Annotated in this window: 16 protein-coding genes; 4 read left to right on the top strand and 12 right to left on the bottom strand. The window is 72.4% G+C overall.

From position 1 onward, the window contains the following. On the top strand, positions 1-225 hold a 225-nt coding region (locus Q673_RS36700), incomplete at its 5' end, for a hypothetical protein (protein WP_031217896.1). Between the two features lie 86 nt (positions 226-311). On the opposite strand, the gene murB is transcribed toward Q673_RS36700, so the two are convergent. The 9 genes from murB to Q673_RS24935 form a co-directional block, all read right to left on the bottom strand. Further along, entirely contained in the window at positions 312-1328 is a 1017-nt protein-coding gene (murB, locus tag Q673_RS24975) for a UDP-N-acetylmuramate dehydrogenase (RefSeq protein WP_023005409.1), read from the bottom strand. Next, on the bottom strand, positions 1328-1804 hold the full coding sequence (locus Q673_RS24970; protein WP_023005408.1) for a low molecular weight protein-tyrosine-phosphatase: 477 nt from the start codon (positions 1802-1804) through the stop codon (positions 1328-1330). Before Q673_RS24970 ends, murB begins: the two co-directional genes overlap by 1 nt. Continuing rightward, positions 1804-2607, bottom strand: a complete 804-nt coding sequence (gene kdsB / locus Q673_RS24965) for a 3-deoxy-manno-octulosonate cytidylyltransferase (RefSeq protein ID WP_023005407.1) — start codon at positions 2605-2607, stop codon at positions 1804-1806. The genes Q673_RS24970 and kdsB overlap by 1 nt, the downstream gene beginning before the upstream one ends. Then, positions 2607-2816, bottom strand: coding sequence for a Trm112 family protein (locus tag Q673_RS24960; protein WP_023005406.1), 210 nt, complete (start codon positions 2814-2816; stop codon positions 2607-2609). The genes kdsB and Q673_RS24960 overlap by 1 nt, the downstream gene beginning before the upstream one ends. A gap of 10 nt (positions 2817-2826) precedes the next feature. Then, positions 2827-3900 (bottom strand): tetraacyldisaccharide 4'-kinase, encoded by a 1074-nt coding sequence (lpxK, locus tag Q673_RS24955; RefSeq protein WP_023005405.1) that lies wholly within the window; start codon positions 3898-3900, stop codon positions 2827-2829. Between the two features lie 76 nt (positions 3901-3976). After that, on the bottom strand, positions 3977-5749 hold the full coding sequence (gene msbA / locus Q673_RS24950) for a lipid A export permease/ATP-binding protein MsbA (RefSeq protein WP_023005404.1): 1773 nt from the start codon (positions 5747-5749) through the stop codon (positions 3977-3979). Then, positions 5746-6183 (bottom strand): ExbD/TolR family protein, encoded by a 438-nt coding sequence (locus tag Q673_RS24945; protein ID WP_023005403.1) that lies wholly within the window; start codon positions 6181-6183, stop codon positions 5746-5748. Before Q673_RS24945 ends, msbA begins: the two co-directional genes overlap by 4 nt. Next, entirely contained in the window at positions 6180-6866 is a 687-nt protein-coding gene (locus tag Q673_RS24940; RefSeq protein WP_023005402.1) for a MotA/TolQ/ExbB proton channel family protein, read from the bottom strand. The genes Q673_RS24945 and Q673_RS24940 overlap by 4 nt, the downstream gene beginning before the upstream one ends. A gap of 43 nt (positions 6867-6909) precedes the next feature. Next, a complete protein-coding gene (locus Q673_RS24935) occupies positions 6910-9189 on the bottom strand; it encodes a DNA internalization-related competence protein ComEC/Rec2 (RefSeq protein WP_023005401.1) in 2280 nt (759 codons plus the stop codon). Between the two features lie 272 nt (positions 9190-9461). On the opposite strand from Q673_RS24935, the gene Q673_RS24930 reads away from it, so the two are divergent. After that, entirely contained in the window at positions 9462-9992 is a 531-nt protein-coding gene (locus Q673_RS24930) for a DUF2062 domain-containing protein (RefSeq protein WP_023005400.1), read from the top strand. 70 nt (positions 9993-10062) lie between these two features. Here the strand turns inward: Q673_RS24930 and Q673_RS24925 are convergent, their stop codons facing one another. Both Q673_RS24925 and Q673_RS24920 read right to left on the bottom strand, forming a co-directional pair. Then, a complete protein-coding gene (locus Q673_RS24925) occupies positions 10063-10770 on the bottom strand; it encodes an ABC transporter ATP-binding protein (RefSeq protein ID WP_023005399.1) in 708 nt (235 codons plus the stop codon). Positions 10771-10807: 37 nt separating this feature from the next. Beyond that, positions 10808-12049 carry a lipoprotein-releasing ABC transporter permease subunit gene (locus tag Q673_RS24920; RefSeq protein WP_023005398.1) on the bottom strand — a complete coding sequence of 414 codons (1242 nt, stop codon included), beginning with the start codon at positions 12047-12049 and terminating at the stop codon, positions 10808-10810. A 225-nt stretch (positions 12050-12274) separates the two neighbouring features. On the opposite strand from Q673_RS24920, the gene Q673_RS24915 reads away from it, so the two are divergent. Together Q673_RS24915 and Q673_RS24910 are read left to right on the top strand one after the other, a co-directional pair. Then, positions 12275-13321: an agmatine deiminase family protein gene (locus tag Q673_RS24915; RefSeq protein ID WP_023005397.1), complete on the top strand. Its 1047-nt coding sequence runs from the start codon at positions 12275-12277 to the stop codon at positions 13319-13321. Between the two features lie 18 nt (positions 13322-13339). Continuing rightward, complete coding sequence (locus Q673_RS24910; protein ID WP_023005396.1) at positions 13340-14239, top strand: carbon-nitrogen hydrolase; 900 nt, start codon at positions 13340-13342, stop codon at positions 14237-14239. A 1-nt stretch (position 14240) separates the two neighbouring features. Here Q673_RS24910 and Q673_RS24905 read toward each other — a convergent pair whose 3' ends face one another. Next, complete coding sequence (locus Q673_RS24905) at positions 14241-15479, bottom strand: uracil-xanthine permease family protein (RefSeq protein ID WP_023005395.1); 1239 nt, start codon at positions 15477-15479, stop codon at positions 14241-14243. Positions 15480-15517 lie beyond the last annotated feature (38 nt).

Here is a 15517-nt window from a genome sequence, read left to right as displayed (position 1 = left end):
GAAGCCAAGCCTGAGGCACCCGAGGCTGAAGCCAAGTCAGAGCCCCCGAAGACCGAAGCCAAGCCCGAGGCGAAGGCGGAAGCCAAGGACGCAGGTGCCAAGGCCGAGGTGCCCTCCACCGAGAGCCGTGCCAGCCGTCGCCGCCGTCGCCGCGCCCATAACGATCCGCGCGAGATCCGCCGGCGCGAGCAGGAGGCCAAGTCCGGGGAAGGCCACCAGGGCTGATGCCCCTGCCCTCCCGGGGCCCCAACGACATCGCCCGCAACCATGGCTGCGGGCGATGTCGTTTCAGGGCAACGGAAAGGAACGGGTCAGCCGATGCCCGCCAGGCGTGGCTCACGTTCCAGGGAGACCCCGAAGCGCTCCTCGACGCGTCCGGCGACACGCTCGGCGAAGGCCAGCAGCTCGCCGGCGCTGCCGCCGCCGAAGTGCACCAGCACCAGTGCCTGGCGCTCGTGCACGCCGAAGTGCCCCTCACGCCTCCCCTTGAGGCCGCACTGGTCGATCAGCCAGCCAGCGGCCAGCTTTACGCGGCCGTCGGGCTGGGGGAAGTGCGGCATCTCCGGGAACTCGGCGAGCAGGCGTTCGGCGTGCCGCGCCGCCACCAGCGGGTTCTTGAAGAAGCTGCCGGCGTTGCCGAGGCGCGCCGGGTCCGGCAGCTTCTCGCGGCGGATGGCGCATACCGCCTCGGCCACCTCCAGGGCCCCGGGCGTCGTCCCCACCCGGGCGGCCAGGTCGCCGTAGCCGAGCCGTGGACGCGGCGCGGTGGAGAGCGCAAGCACCAGCCGGGTGACCACCACCCGGCCATCCAGGGCCCCCTTGAAGATGCTGTCTCGGTAACCGAAGGCACACGCCGCGGGCGTCATCACCTCGCGGCATCCCGTCGCCAGGTGCAGCACCTCCACCGCCTCGAGCACGTCGGCGAGTTCCACGCCGTAGGCACCGATGTTCTGGATCGGCGCCGCCCCGCAGGAGCCGGGGATCAGCGCCAGGTTCTCGGTGCCCCACAGCCCGCGGGCGGCGAGCGCCATCACCAGCTCATGCCAGTTCACCCCGGCCTCGGCATGGACACGCACCCTGCCCTCCCCGGCCGGCTCCCGCCACCAGTCGGCCATGGCCGGCTGCACCACCAGGCCCGGCAAGCGTTCGGGCAGGATCAGGTTGCTGCCGCCGCCCAGCAGGGTCAGCGGCCAGCCACGCGAGCGCGCCTCGGCGAGCGCCTCCTCGAGGGCCGCCAGGGTGGCCGGCGCCGTGAAGCGTTCGGCCACGCAGGGCAGGCCCAGGGTGTTGGCATGGGCCAGGTCGTGGTCGCGCTGGATCGACGCCATCAGCGCGGGGTCTCCAGGCGCGCGGCGATGGCGTCGAGCAGGCCGTCGGCGCCACGCTCGACCAGGTCGAGCACCGCCTCGAAGCCCTCCTCGCCGCCGTAGTAGGGGTCGGGCACGGCGGTGTCCGGCAGCCCGGCGAACTCCAGGAAGAGCCCCAGGTGGGCCTCGAGCGGCTCGGGTGCCTGCCGGCGCAGGGCGGCGAGGTTGTCGTGGTCCATGGCCAGCAGGTAGTCGAAGGCCTGGAAGTCGGCGTCGGCCAGCTGGCGGGCACGCAGCCCCGAGAGATCAATGCCCCGGCGCGCGGCGGCCTCCCGGGCGCGGGCGTCGGGGGCCTTGCCCACGTGCCAGGGGCCGATGCCGCAGGAGTCGACCGCAACCCGGTGGGCCAGGCCGCGCGCCTCGAGCTTGCGGAGAAAGACGCCCTCGGCGGTGGGCGAGCGACAGATGTTGCCCAGGCAGACGAAGAGCACGCGCATCAGTGGCCTCCCGGTTCGTCGTGGTCGGTGGTCAGCAGGGCCCGCACCCGGGCCAGGTCCTCGGCGGTGTCCACCCCGGCTGGGTGCGGCTCCCGGGCCAGCGCCACCTGGATGGCGTGGCCATGGTGCAGGGCGCGCAACTGCTCGAGGTGCTCCAGGCGCTCCAGGGGCGACGGCAGCCAGTCGCGGTACTCGGCGAGGAAGCCGGCGCGGTAGGCGTAGAGGCCGATATGGCGCAGCCAGGCATCGGTCTCGAGCAGCTCGGGCCGGGTGGCGAAGGCGTCGCGATCCCAGGCCTCTCTATCCCAGGGCAGGGGCGCCCGGGAGAAGTAGAGGGCGCGGCCATCCAGGGCGCGTACCACCTTCACCACATTGGGGTTGAAGAGGCTCTCCACCTCGGCGATCGGCTCGGCCAGGGTGGCGATGGAGGCGCCGGGATCGTCGAACAGCCGCCCGGCGACCTGATCGATCAGCGTCGGCGGAATCAGCGGCTCGTCACCCTGGACGTTGACCAGCACGGCGTCGTCGGTGAGCCCCAGGCGCTCGGCCACCTCGGCCAGGCGGTCGGTGCCGGAGGGGTGGTCGGCCCGGGTCATCACCACCTCGGCGCCCAGTGCGGCCATGGCCTGTTCGATGCGGCTGTCATCGGTGGCCACCACCACCCGGCGCGCGGCGCTCTGCCCGGCGCGGCGCCAGACGTGGGCCAGCATCGGCTCCCCGGCGATCTCGGCCAGGGGCTTGCCGGGCAGCCGCGACGAGGCGAAGCGCGCCGGGATCACGGCGATGAAGTCGCGCCCGGCCATCACGCCTCTCCCGTGCGTCCGGGGGAGTCGTGGAGCTTCTCGTCGGCGGAGAGCTCGCGGGCCTCCTCGGGCAGCATCACCGGGATGCCGTCGCGGATGGGAAAGGCCAGGCCGTCGAAACGGCAGTGCAGCTCCTCGGCCTCGCGGTGGTACTTGAGCTTGCCCTTGCAGAGCGGGCAGACCAGCATCGCCAGCAGCTCCTTGTCCATGGTGTTCACCTCACTCTCGGTGGGAAGCCGGCCCGCCGCCGGCTTCGGGAATCGTCTCTCGCTCCGGGTCGGGCCGGCGCGTCTGGCCCACCAGCGCGGCGAGGCGCGCGTCCAGCCAGGCCACGAAGGCGGGCTCGGGCTCGGCGGCCACCTCCAGCACCCAGCTCTCCGCCGGCGCCAGGCCACGGCACTTAACGGCATCCTTGGCGGTCATCACCAGCGGCCTGTCGTCGCCGAAGTCGAGCTCCTCCGCGCGGTAGGCGTGGTGGTCGGCGAAGGGGTGGGGGATCGCCTCGACGCCCAGCGCCGCGAGGGTCTCGAAGAAGCGCGCCGGCCGGCCGATGCCCGCCACCGCATGCACCGGCCCCGTGAAGGGCGGCGCCTCGACGGCGTGACGCGCCCCGTCGCCCAGCCGCCGCCAGGCCGCAGGCACCAGCGCCATGCTCCGGGCGGGCACCGGCAGCGCGGCGCGCGGCTCGCCATTGACCACCACGGCGTCGACGCTGGCCAGCCGCGACAGCGGCTCGCGCAGCGGCCCCGCCGGCAGGCAGCGGCTGTTGCCGAAGCCCCGCGCCCCGTCCACCACCACCAGTTCCAGGTCCCGGGCCAGCGCCAGGTGCTGCAGGCCATCGTCCCCGACCAGGATGTCGCAGCCCGCCTCCAGCAGCCGCCGCGCGCCGCGGGGGCGGTCGGGGTCCACCACCACCGGCACGCCGGTCTGGTCGGCCAGCATGCGCGGCTCGTCGCCGCAGCGGCTCGCCGGGGTGGCGTCGTCCACCAGCAGCGGGTAGGCATCGCTGTCACCGCCGTAGCCCCGGGAGAGGATCCCGGGCCGAAGGCCCCGCTCGGCCAGGTGTCCCGCCAGCCAGGCCACCAGCGGCGACTTGCCGGTGCCGCCCAGGGTCAGGTTGCCCACCACGATCACCGGCACCGGGGCCCGCCAGGTCGCCTTCCGGCCCTCGGCATAGACGGCGGCGCGGCGCGCCACCGCCCACCGGTAGAGTACCTCCAGCGGGCGCAGCGCGACGAGCCAGGCGTCGCCGCGGTAGGCGGCGGCCAGCCAGCGCTCGGCCAGCCCGCTCATGGCGCCTCGGCCTCGTGGCACTGCAGGCGGTGCAGCGCGGCAACCATGGCCGTCGTCCCGCCTTCCTGCTGGGTCGTCATGCCGGATCCACCTCCTGGAATTGCAGGCGGTGCAGCGCGGCATAGGCACCGTCCCGGGCCAGTAGCTCGGCATGGCTGCCCTGCTCGATGATCTCGCCCTGCTCCATCACCAGGATGCGGTCGGCGCGCTCGATGGTGGAGAGGCGGTGGGCGATCACCAGGGTGGTGCGCCCCTTGCACACCTCCTCCAGGGCGGCCTGGATGTGGCGCTCGGACTCGGTGTCCAGCGCCGAAGTCGCCTCGTCGAGGATCAGCAGCGGGGCGTCCTTGAAGATGGCGCGGGCGATGGCCAGGCGCTGGCGCTGGCCGCCGGAGAGCATCACCCCGTTGTCGCCCACCTGGGTGGCATAGCCTTCCGGCAGGCGCGCGATGAACTCATGGGCGTGGGCGGCACGCGCCGCGGCCTCGATCGCCGCCGGGTCGGGATCGTCGACGCCGTAGGCGATGTTGTCGGCGATGCTGGCGTTGAACAGGGTGACCTGCTGCGAGACCAGGGCGATCTGGCGGCGCAGCGGCGCCAGGCGGTACTCCTCCAGCGGCACCTCGTCCACCAGCACCCGCCCCTGGGTGGGGCGATAGAAGCGCGGCAGGAGCCCCACCAGGGTCGACTTGCCGCTCCCCGAGCGGCCCACGATGGCCACCATCTCCCCTTCGCGGACATCGAGGTCGATGCCCTTGAGCACCTCGGGCTGGCCCTCGTCGTAACGGAAGCGGACCCCCTCGAAACGCACCCGGCCGGCGAGGCGTCCCGGGTCGCGACTGCCCTGGTCGGGCTCGGCCGGCTCCTCGAGCAGCCCGAAGAGCTCCGAGGAGGCGGCCAGACCCTTCTGGATCTCGCTGTTGATCTCGGTGAGCTGGCGGACCGGCTTGGCCATCAGCGAGGCGGCGGTGATGAAGGCGACGAACTCGCCGGCGGTCATGTCCGCCATCAGTGCCGGCGACATGGCGAGCCACACCAGCACCGCCAGGGCCAGGGCCACCAGCAGCTGGATCACCGGGGTGCTGACCGCCTTGGTCAGCGCCTCCTTCATGCTCTGCTGGCGATTGTACTCGCTGGCGGCGGCGAAGCGGGCCTTCTCATAGGCCTCGGCGCCGTGGGTGCGCACCACCCGGTAGCCGGAGAGCGCCTCTGAGGCGACGTGGGTGACCTCCCCCATGGAGGCCTGGATACGCCCCGAGATGCGCCGGAAGCGCTTGCTGGCGTAGCTGACCACCCCGCCGATCAGCGGCGTCACCGCCAGGAACAGCAGGGTCAGCATCCAGTTGGTCCACAGCAGGTAGGCCACCAGGCCGACCACGAAGAGTCCCTCGCGCAGCAGGATGGTGAGCGCCTTGGTGGCGGCGCCGGTGACCTGCTCGACATGGTAGGTGACCCGCGAGATCAGGTGGCCGCTGGAGTGGCGGTCGAAGAAGCGCCCCGGCAGGTGGAGCATGTGGTTGAAGACATCGCAGCGCAGGGCGTGCACCACGTTGCGCGCCACGTTGCTCATGAAGTAGGTACCCAGGAAGGTGCCCAGGCCACGGGCGGCGAACATGCCCACCACGAACAGCGGCAGGAAGAGGCGGAAAGCGGCATCGGGCTCCTGGATGCCGTCGATCAGCCGCTTCATCATCTCCGCCAGGGCGGTGCTGGAGGCGGCGTAGATGGCGTAGCCCAGCACCGCCAGGGCGAAGGAGCGCCAGTGGGGCCGCACATAGCCGAGCAGGCGGCGATAGAGGGTCAGGCCCGAGCGTTGGGCGGCGTGTTGGGAGGTCCCGGTGGGGGTCACGGCGTCTCCGCGTCTTGGGTGGATGTGTCGCCGGCGCCGCCCTGGGTGGTGGCGATGCGCACCTGGCGGATGCCCTGCGCGGCGGCCTGGTCGAGGGCGCGCACCACGTCGGCGTGGCGGGCGCGGGCGTCGGCCTCTACCACCAGGCCATGCTCGCGGGCCTGGTCGGCCTCGGTGGCGAGTGCCGCGGCGAGCGCGGTGGCGGCGAGGTCACGCCCCGCCAGTCGGTAGCCCCCCTCGGCGGTGACCACCAGGGTCACAGGCGAGGGCTCGGCGGCGGCACCGCTCACCGATTCCGGCAGGGTAAGCTCCAGCGCCTGGCGGGTCTCGAAGGTGGTGGAGACCATGAAGAAGATCAGCAGCAGGAACACCACGTCGATCAGCGGGGTGAGGTTCACCTCCACCGGATCGCGGCGCCGGCGGGGAAACCTCACGGGCGCTTCACCTCCGGGGCGAGGCGGCCATCGGCCTCGACCCGCTCGGCCTCCTGGCGCTCCGCCAGGTTGAGGTCGCCACCGTAGTGGGCCAGGAACTCCACCACCTGGCCGGCCTGCTCCTCCATGCGCACGGTGATGTCCTCCACCCGGCGCTGGAAGTAGCGATGGAACATCAGCGCCGGGATCGCCACGGTGAGGCCCGCCGCGGTGGTGACCAGGGCCCGGGAGATGCCCCCGGCCAGGTCCGCGGTGCGGCTCGCCCCGTCGCCGGAGACGATCACCGAGAACACCTCGATCATGCCCACCACGGTGCCCAGCAGGCCGATCAACGGGGCGATGGCGGCGATGGTGCCCAGCGGGCTCAGGAAGCGCTCCATGTCGTGGATCACCGCGGTGGCGGCCTCGGTCAGGCGTGCCCTCACCTGCTCGTGGCCCAGGCGCGCGTTGCGCAGCCCGGCGGCGAGCACGCCGCCCAGCGGCGAGTGGCTCTCCAGCCAGTAGAGGTTGACCTGCCCGCGGGTGATCAGGGTGCACACCTCCTGCCCCAGCCCGCGCGGTGCGATGCGCCCGGCACGCAGCGTCCACAGGCGCTCGATGATGATCACCGTGGCCAGCAGCGAGCAGCCGAGCAGCGGCAGCATCAGCCAGCCGCCGGCGATCAGGGCCTCCATCATGTCCATGCGCGCTTCCTCCCCGTGGGCGTCCTGCTGGCGGACCGCCTGCCTATGGCGGCGATTCTACCGCAAGGCGGGGGCAACCGACACCGGGCCTCGCCGAGGCGCGCGCCGCCTGCGGCGTGGGCAGGCCGGCACCACCCAGGCGAAACCGCAGGGCCCCGTCCAGGGCGGTGCTCCACTGGCAGGCCCCGGCAGCGCGGAAGCGGCGCACCACCTCGGCGGCGGGATGGCCGAAGGGGTTATGGCGCCCCACGCTGTAGACCAGATGGCGCGGGGCGAGCGCCGCCACCAGCGCCGGGGTCGAGCTGGTGGCGCTGCCGTGATGGCCGGCTAGCAGCAGCGCCACGGGTCCGCCGACCTCACTCAGCAGGCGCCGCTCGCCGGCCGCCCCCAGGTCGCCGGTGAGCAGCAGCCGATGCGGCCCCGCCACCGCCTCGAGCACGCAGGAGCGGTCGTTGTCGACGCGACCCGCCTCCCCGGGGGGTGGCCACAGCAGCCGGAAACGCACGCCGTCGCGCTCCCACTCGCGACCGGCGACACATGGCTCGCCGGCGAGCTCCGCCCCCGGCGGAGCAAGGAAGCGCGCGACCCGGTGCGACGCCTCGAGGGCCGCCACGCCGCCGGCGTGGTCGACGTCGTCGTGGCTGACGATCACGGCATCGAAGCGCTGCCCCGCCGGCCACAGCGTCTCCAGCGGCGTGAAGCCCGAGCCGAAGCGGGGGCCGGTGTCGTAGAGCAGCCGCTGGTTAGCGGTGACCAGCTCCACCAGCTGCCCCTGCCCCACGTCATGCACCCGCACCTCGAGCTCGCCGTGGGCCGGCGTCGCCGGTCGCCACAGTGCCGGCAGCAGGGCCAGCGCCAGTGTCGCCACCAGGCGCAGGCGCGCGTCCAGCCCCGGCACCCCCCAGAGGCCACCCAGCAGCAAGAGCGCCAGCGCCAGCGGCAGCCCCAGGGCGGGCGCCGGCTGCCAGGCCGGCAGCCACGCCACCGCGGTCTCGAGCAGGCGGGCCAGCCCCTCGGCGAGCCAGGCGAAGCCCCACCAGCAGAGCTCGGCGGGCGGCCCCAGCGGCGCCAGCAGCCAGCCCAGCAGGCCGAGGGGCACCATCAGGCTGCCCACCAGCGGCACGGCGACGAGATTGACAAGCGGGGCGGCGGGGGCCAGGCGGCCGAAGGCCAGCAGCACCGCCCCCGCCATGGCCGGCGCCAGCAGCAGCTGGGTGCGCACCAGGCCCCACAGCCAGCCGCGCCAGCCACGCGGACGCGGCCGGCCTTGCCAGATCAGGATCAGCACCGCCACCGCCCCGAAGGAGAGCCACAGCCCGGGCCGCCAGGCACCCAGGGGGTCGAGCAGCAGCACCAGGGCGAGGGCCAGCCACCAGCCCTGCCAGGGGCCCGGGGCGTGGCGCCCGCTCGCCACCCAGAGCCCCACCAGGGTCATGATCAGGGCGCGCAGGGCCGGCGGCTCGAGCCCCGCCAGCCCGGCATAGGCGGAGGCGACAGCGGCGGCCAGCCACCAGGGCCACACCGCCAGCCGCCAGCGCCCGGGCGTGGCCAGGCGCGCCAGGCCGCGCCCCAGCAGCAGGGCGGCACCGGCCGCCAGGCCCACATGGAGTCCGGAGATCACCACCAGGTGGGTGGTACCGCTGGCGTTGAGGAGCTCCCAGTCGTCGTCGACGAGCCGCTGGTCGGCGCCCAGGGTCAGGGCCGCCAGCCAGCGCGCGGCCCGCTCCGGCAGCGGCCTGGCGTCGAGGAAGTCCAGCGCCAGTCGCCGCGGCGAGACACCCGCCTCGGCCAGGCGGCGAGGCGGAGGGGCGTCACGCACATAGCCGGTGGCGTGGAAGCCCTCGCGCCACAGCCAGGCGCGGTAGTCGAAGGTGCCGGGGTTGGCGAGCCCGTGAGGCGGGCGCAGCCGCACGCCGAGCGCCCAGCGCTCCCCGGCCGCCATGGGCGGCGCCCCGTAGGCGTTGAGGCGCAGCCGTTCCAGGGCTTCGCAAGGCAGCCTTCCAGGGGTCAGGGGACGGCAGCGGTCCACCTCCAGGACCAGGCGGGTGAGCCGCCCCTGGGGTGCCACCGAGGCCAGCCGCCCCTCCACCGCCAGGTCGACCCCGGAGAGCCCCGCCGGCAATTCGGCGTGACGCGCCGAGAGCACCCCGCCCGCCGTCCAGGCGACCACCAGCAGCAGCACGAGCCGCCCGGGCCGGCGCGCGGCCAGGGCCAGCAGCAGCACCACCGCCAGCCCCTCGACGAGGCCCGGCGGGTCGCCGTGACCGAGCCCCACCCCCGCCAGCACGGCGAGGGCCAGGGGCAGTGCCCATCCCTTACCCATCTTGCGGCTCCGATGGCGTCATACCAGATGGAGCTGGCCTGGTGAACAAGACGCGAGAGGCGCCGGGGACTGGTCGTAGAGGGGGTCCGAGGACCAGGGACGGCCGAGGTAGCGCCCAGGGAGGGGTTCACAGCACCCCCTCGAAGGCCAGTCGCCGGAACAGCCTCAAGCGTACCTACCCGCCGACATGGCCCCACCGGCAGGGGCCGCGGGTGCGGCGCCCTTTCCATCTATGGATAATAGGCGAGGTGACGACTCCGCGAGCCCACGCCATGCCGCGCCGCCTGCTACAGCGCTACCTGCCCCACCCCGAGACCCTGAGGCGCCAGCGCTCGCTGCGCTTCATGGAGGGGCTGATCGGCAACCCCGCGCTGTGGGTGCTGAGCCGGCGCAGCGTCGCCAACGCCTTCTCGGTGGGGCTGTTCAGCGCCATGCTGCCGATTCCCTTCCAGATGGCCGTGGCGGCCGGCGGCGCCTGGCTGGCGCGCTGCAACCTGCCCCTCGCGGTGGGGCTGGTGTGGGTCACCAACCCGCTGACCATGCCGCTGATCTTCTATGCCAACTACCGCCTCGGCAGCTGGCTGATGCAGGTGCCGGCTCGGGAGGCCCCCGACCGTCTCTCGGCCCAGTGGGTCGCCGAGCGGCTAGGTGACCTGTTGCCGGCCCTGGCGCTGGGCTCGGTTGTCACCGCCGTGGCGCTGGCCCTGCTCGGCAACCTGGCCATCCGCCTGCTGTGGCGCTGGCAGGTCTCGCGCAGCTGGAAGGCGCGACGGCGGCGTCGCCGCGCCTGCCGCGAGGCCTGACCCCGGCCCGAGACGCGCGCCGCCTCGAGGGGTGGCCGCGTTGCCAGGGTCGGGGAGACGTTACCGGGCGTCAGGCGCCCTCGCGTGGCTGCTCGGTCAGTCGCCCCTCGTCGAGACGCATGACACGGTCCTGATGGGCGGCGAGCGCCGGGTCGTGGGTGACGATGACGAAGGCGCAGGCGGTGGTGCGCGCCAGCTCGTCCATCAGCGCAAGGATCCCTGCGGCGGTGTGCTGGTCGAGGTTCCCGGTGGGCTCGTCCATCAGCACCAGGCTGGGGTCGGTGACCAGGGCGCGGGCGATGGCCACCCGCTGGCGCTCCCCGCCCGACAGCTCGCCCGGCTTGTGATCGGCGCGGGAGGCCATGCCCACCTTCTCCAGCAGCGCCATGGCGCGGTCCTCCGCCGCCTTCTTGCCAAGGCCGCGCACGATCAGCGGCAGGGCGGCGTTCTCCACCGCGGTGAACTCGGCGAGCAGGTGGTGGAACTGGTAGACGAAGCCGATATGGCGATTGCGGAAGCGCCCCAGGGCGGCCTCCCCCAGCGCCGAGAGCGGCTCGCCGGCGATGCGCACCTCGCCGCGGCTGGGGCGGTCGAGGCCGCCCAGCAGGTTGAGCAGCGTGGTCTTGCCGGAGCCGGAGCTGCCAACGATGGCCACCCGCTCGCCGGCGGCCACGGTCAGCACCAGGCCATCGAGCACGGTGATGTCCTGGGGCCCCTCGCGGTAGGTTCGGGTCAGGTCGTGGCACTCGAGCATCGTCTGGCCGGCGGCGCGTTGCATGGGCGTCTCCTGATGGGGGGCGAATTCGCGGCGTGCCTCACTCATAGCGCAGCACCTCCGCCGGCTGGACCCGCGCGGCGCGCCAGGCGGGATAGAGGGTGGAGAGGAAGGTCAGGCCCAGCGCCGCGACGACGATGTTGCCCACATCCTCCCAGTGCAGCCGCGATGGCAGGTCGCTGATGAAGTAGACCCCGGCGTCGAGGAACTGGATACCGAACGCCGACTCGACCCAGCCGATCAGGTCGGCGATTGTCAGCGCCAGCAGCACCCCGAGACCCACCCCGACCAGGATGCCGATCACCCCGATGGCGAGCCCCTGCACCACGAAGATGCCCATGATCGAGCGCGGTGTGGCGCCGATGGTGCGCAGGATGGCGATGTCGGCGTGCTTGTCGGTGACCACCATCACCAGGGTGGAGACGATGTTGAAGGCCGCCACGGCGATGATCACGGTGAGCAGCAGCGCGATCATGCGCTTCTCCATCTGGATCGCCTGGAAGAGGTTACCGTGGGAGTAGGTCCAGTCATAGCCGCGGTAGCCGACCCCCAGGTCGTTGACGATCGAGCGGGTCACGGCGCTCGCCGCGAAGAGGTCGTCGAGCTCCAGGCGCAGGCCGCCCACGGCGTCACCCAGGCGCGCCAGGGTCTGCATATCCTCGATATGGGCATAGGCCAGGCCGGCGTCGAGCTCGGCGCCGACGCTGAAGATGCCGCTGACGGTGAAACGCTTGAGCCGCGGGAAGACCCCCGCCGGGGTGATGGAGGCCTCGGGCACCAGCAGGGTGACCCGATCGCCCACCCCCACGCCCAGGCGGCGGGCCAGGATCGACCCCAGCACGATGTTCCACTCGCCGGGCGCGAGGTCGGCAAGGCTCCCCTCGCGCATGTGCTCGCCGATGATCGAGACGCGGTCCTCCCAGTCGGGGTGGATGCCGTTGACCATGGCGCCCTGGTTGTTGCCCCCCACCGAGAACATGCCCTGCTGCTCCACATAGGGGGCCGCGCCGATCACCCGCTCGCGCTGCATCAACCGCTCGGCCAGGGCCTCCCACTCCACCATGCCGGTGCGCGACTCGATCTTGGCATGAGGCACCATGCCCAGGATGCGGGTGCGCAGCTCGTGGTCGAAGCCGTTCATCACCGAGAGCACCAGGATCAGCACGGCCACGCCGAGCATCAGCCCCAGCATGGAGGTCAGCGAGATGAAGGAGATGAAGTGGTTGCGGCGCTTGGCGCGCACGTAGCGCAACCCGATCAGGAAGGGAAGTCTGTCCAGCATGTTGGCGTTCCTTGTCGCGGCGAGAGCCCTGTAGCCCGGTGACGGGCGCCCATGGTAAGGCTTTTGCCTTGGCGCTGCATCGCCGGGAAGCGCTAATCCACGGGATTTGCACGTGTCTCGCCGCACCATGATATAGCCCGGTCTGCTCCACGGTGGAGCGCTTGCATCATGCGACCGGGCCGCCTACATTCGCCGCCTGACACATTCACAATCTGGACCGACCCGATGGCCATACGCCTGCTCCCCGAGTGGCATCCTCAGGATGCCGTCCAACTGACCTGGCCCGGCCCGGAGAGCGACTGGGCGCCGATGCTGGAACGCATCGAGGCGACCCTGGAGGCGATGGTGGTCGCCATCACCCGCTACCAGGGGGTGCTGATCAGCGTGCCCACCACGCTTGTCCGCACCCACCTCGCGCGACGCTTCTCCCTGCTGGGTGTCCCTGCCGAGCGGCTGACGCTGATGGTCGCCGAGGCGGACGACACCTGGGCCCGCGACCATGGCCCCCTGGCCGTGGAGTGCGACGGCAAGCTGGTACTGAACGACTATGTGTTCACCGGCTGGGGCGGTAAGTTTCCCGCCGCCAGGGACAACACCCTGACCCGCCGCCTCGCCGCAGCCGGCGCCTACGCCTGCCCGGTCAGCGAGCGTGGCCTGGTACTGGAGGGCGGCGCCATCGAGAGCGACGGCGAGGGTACCCTGCTGACCACCGAGGCGTGCCTGCTCAACCCCAACCGCAACCCCGGCCTCGACCGCCGCGCCGTGGAGGAGTGGCTCCACCAGGACTTCGGCGTGACCCGGGTGCTGTGGCTGGCCAACGGCCATCTCGAGGGGGACGACACCGACAGCCACGTGGATACCCTGGCGCGCTTCTGCGACCCCGGCACCATCGCCTACGTACGCTGCGACGACGCCCGGGACCCCCACTACCCGGCGCTTGCCGCCATGGAGGCGGAGCTCAGGGCGCTACGGCGTGCCGACGGCCAGCCCTACCGGCTGATCCCCCTGCCCTGGCCGGCGCCCTGCCACGACCCGGAGGATGGCCACCGGCTGCCGGCCACCTACGCCAACTTCCTGATCCTCAACGGCGCCGTGCTGGTGCCCACCTACGCCGACGCCGCCGACGCCCGGGCCCTCGCGGCCCTGGCCGAGGCCTTCCCGGGCCGCGATATCGTGCCCATCGACTGTCGCAGCGTGATCCGACAGCACGGCAGCCTGCACTGCCTGACCATGCAGCTGCCCAGTGGCAGCCTCGCCCAGGCCAAGAACTGAATCGAAGGAGACGCTCTCATGCCACGCCATCTGAAGGTCGGCCTGGTCCAGCAGCCAGCCTGGCCCGACAAGGCCAAAAGCCTCGCCGAGAGCGAGGCCGGCATCCGCGAGCTGGCCGCCGCCGGCGCCGAGCTGGTCATGCTCCAGGAGCTGCACGCCACCCACTACTTCTGCCAGTACGAGGACACCGAGCTCTTCGACCTGGCCGAGCCCCTGGACGGCCCCACCGGCAGCCGGCTCGCCGCGCTCGCCGCCGAGCTCGACATCGTGCTGGTGGGCTCGCTCTTCGAGCGCCGCGCCGCCGGCCTCTACCACAACACCGCGGTGGTCTACGACCGCCAGCGCGGCGCCGTGGGCCAGTACCGCAAGATGCATATCCCCGACGATCCCGGCTTCTACGAGAAGTTCTACTTCACCCCGGGGGATGCCGACGGCGCCGGACAGGGCTTCGCCCCCATCGACACCTCGGTGGGGCGGCTCGGCGTGCTGGTGTGCTGGGACCAGTGGTACCCGGAGGCGGCACGCTTGATGGCCCTGGCCGGGGCGGAGCTTCTGCTCTACCCCACCGCCATCGGCTGGGACCCTGCCGACGACGATGCCGAGAAGGCCCGCCAGAAGGACGCCTGGACCCTGATCCAGCGCAGCCATGCGGTGGCCAACGGCGTGCCGGTGGTGGTGGCCAACCGCGTCGACCACGAGCCGGACCACTCCGGGGTCGGGCGCGGCGTCGACTTCTGGGGCGGCAGCTTCATCGCCGGGCCCCAGGGCGAGCTGCTGGCCCACGCCGGCACCCAGGCCGAGCGCCTGCTGGTGACCCTGGACATGGGCCGCGGCGAGGACGTGCGGCGTATCTGGCCCTACCTGCGAGACCGCCGCGTCGACGCCTACGGTGACCTGACACGCCGCTATCGGGACTGACCTACTCGTCCTCCTCAGCGCCCGGCAGCACCCAGTTGAGCACGATGCCCACCAAGGCGGCCAGGCTCACCCCCTGCAGGGTGAACTGGCCGCCGCCCACCTGCATGCCGCCGATGCCGAACACCAGGATCAGCGAGATCACCACCAGGTTGCGCGGCGCGGTCAGCGAGTGGCCGGCGCGCACCAGGGTGTTCATGCCCACCACGGCGATGGAGCCGAACAGCAGGGTCATGATGCCTCCCACCACCGGCCCGGGGATGGTCTGCAGCAGCGCCCCCAGCTTGGCCACGAAGGCCAGGGCGATGGCGGTACAGGCCGCCACCAGCATGATGCGCGGGTCGAAGGCGCGGGTCAGGGTCACCGCCCCGGTCACCTCGGAGTAGGTGGTGTTGGGCGGGCCGCCGAACAGCGCCGCCGCGGTGGTGGCCAGGCCGTCGCCCAGCAGGGTGCGGTGCAGGCCCGGCTTCTCCAGGTAGTTCCTGCGGGTCACCGAACCGATGGCGATCATGTCGCCGATATGCTCCACCGCCGGGGCGATCGCCACCGGGATCATGAACAGGATCGCCGCCCAGTGGAAGCTCGGCGCGGTGAAGGCGGGCAACGCCAGCCAGCCAGCCTCGCGCACCGGCGTGAAGTCCACCAGGCCCATGACCAGCGCCAGCAGGTAGCCGGTGAGGACCCCCCCCATGATCGGCACCAGCCGCACGATGCCGCGGCCGAACACCGCCAGCACCAGGGTCACCAGCAGGCTGACCATGGAGAGCACCAGCGCCTGGCCATAGCCGATATGGTCGCTGGTCTCGCCGGTGGCCATATCCACCGCGACGGGCGCGAGCGCCAGGCCGATCACCATGATCACCGGGCCCACCACCACCGGCGGCAGCAGGCGATGCAGCCAGCCGGTGCCCTTGAGGCGCACCGCCTGGGAGATCGCCACATAGACCAGGCCGGCTGCCATCAGCCCGCCCAGGGTGGCCGAGACCCCGAAGCTGGCGATGGAGCCCTGGATCGGGGCGATGAAGGCGAAGGACGAGGCCAGGAACACCGGCACACTGACCCGGGTCACGCCGTGGAACACCAGGGTGCCGACGCCGGCGGTGAACAGCGCTACGCTGGGGTCGAGCCCGGTGAGCAGCGGCACCAGCACCAAAGCGCCGAAGGCCACGAACAGCATCTGCACGCCGGTGAGCAGCGTGCGTGGGAGGGAGTCGGCGGGCCGTGCGGCCGCGGTATCGGTCATGGCGGGCTCCAGTAGCGAAAGGCGGGGGGAAGGCGATC

The sequence above is a fragment of the Halomonas sp. PBN3 genome (assembly GCF_000475415.1).
Lineage (GTDB): Bacteria > Pseudomonadota > Gammaproteobacteria > Pseudomonadales > Halomonadaceae > Halomonas > Halomonas shengliensis.
Note: the sequence above shows the minus strand (reverse complement) of the source record. Positions and strands in the feature narration are given on the sequence as shown.

What these genes read in the sequence shown, in the direction of transcription:
- murB (WP_023005409.1), bottom strand. Translation starts at nt 1,328, where the DNA reads ATGGCGTCGATCCAGCGCGACCACGACCTGGCCCATGCCAACACCCTG.
- Q673_RS24970 (WP_023005408.1), bottom strand. Translation starts at nt 1,804, where the DNA reads ATGCGCGTGCTCTTCGTCTGCCTGGGCAACATCTGTCGCTCGCCCACC.
- kdsB (WP_023005407.1), bottom strand. Translation starts at nt 2,607, where the DNA reads ATGGCCGGGCGCGACTTCATCGCCGTGATCCCGGCGCGCTTCGCCTCG.
- Q673_RS24960 (WP_023005406.1), bottom strand. Translation starts at nt 2,816, where the DNA reads ATGGACAAGGAGCTGCTGGCGATGCTGGTCTGCCCGCTCTGCAAGGGC.
- lpxK (WP_023005405.1), bottom strand. Translation starts at nt 3,900, where the DNA reads ATGAGCGGGCTGGCCGAGCGCTGGCTGGCCGCCGCCTACCGCGGCGAC.
- Q673_RS24940 (WP_023005402.1), bottom strand. Translation starts at nt 6,866, where the DNA reads ATGGACATGATGGAGGCCCTGATCGCCGGCGGCTGGCTGATGCTGCCG.
- Q673_RS24935 (WP_023005401.1), bottom strand. Translation starts at nt 9,189, where the DNA reads ATGGGTAAGGGATGGGCACTGCCCCTGGCCCTCGCCGTGCTGGCGGGG.
- Q673_RS24930 (WP_023005400.1), top strand. Translation starts at nt 9,462, where the DNA reads ATGCCGCGCCGCCTGCTACAGCGCTACCTGCCCCACCCCGAGACCCTG.
- Q673_RS24925 (WP_023005399.1), bottom strand. Translation starts at nt 10,770, where the DNA reads ATGCAACGCGCCGCCGGCCAGACGATGCTCGAGTGCCACGACCTGACC.
- Q673_RS24920 (WP_023005398.1), bottom strand. Translation starts at nt 12,049, where the DNA reads ATGCTGGACAGACTTCCCTTCCTGATCGGGTTGCGCTACGTGCGCGCC.
- Q673_RS24915 (WP_023005397.1), top strand. Translation starts at nt 12,275, where the DNA reads ATGGCCATACGCCTGCTCCCCGAGTGGCATCCTCAGGATGCCGTCCAA.
- Q673_RS24910 (WP_023005396.1), top strand. Translation starts at nt 13,340, where the DNA reads ATGCCACGCCATCTGAAGGTCGGCCTGGTCCAGCAGCCAGCCTGGCCC.
- Q673_RS24905 (WP_023005395.1), bottom strand. Translation starts at nt 15,479, where the DNA reads ATGACCGATACCGCGGCCGCACGGCCCGCCGACTCCCTCCCACGCACG.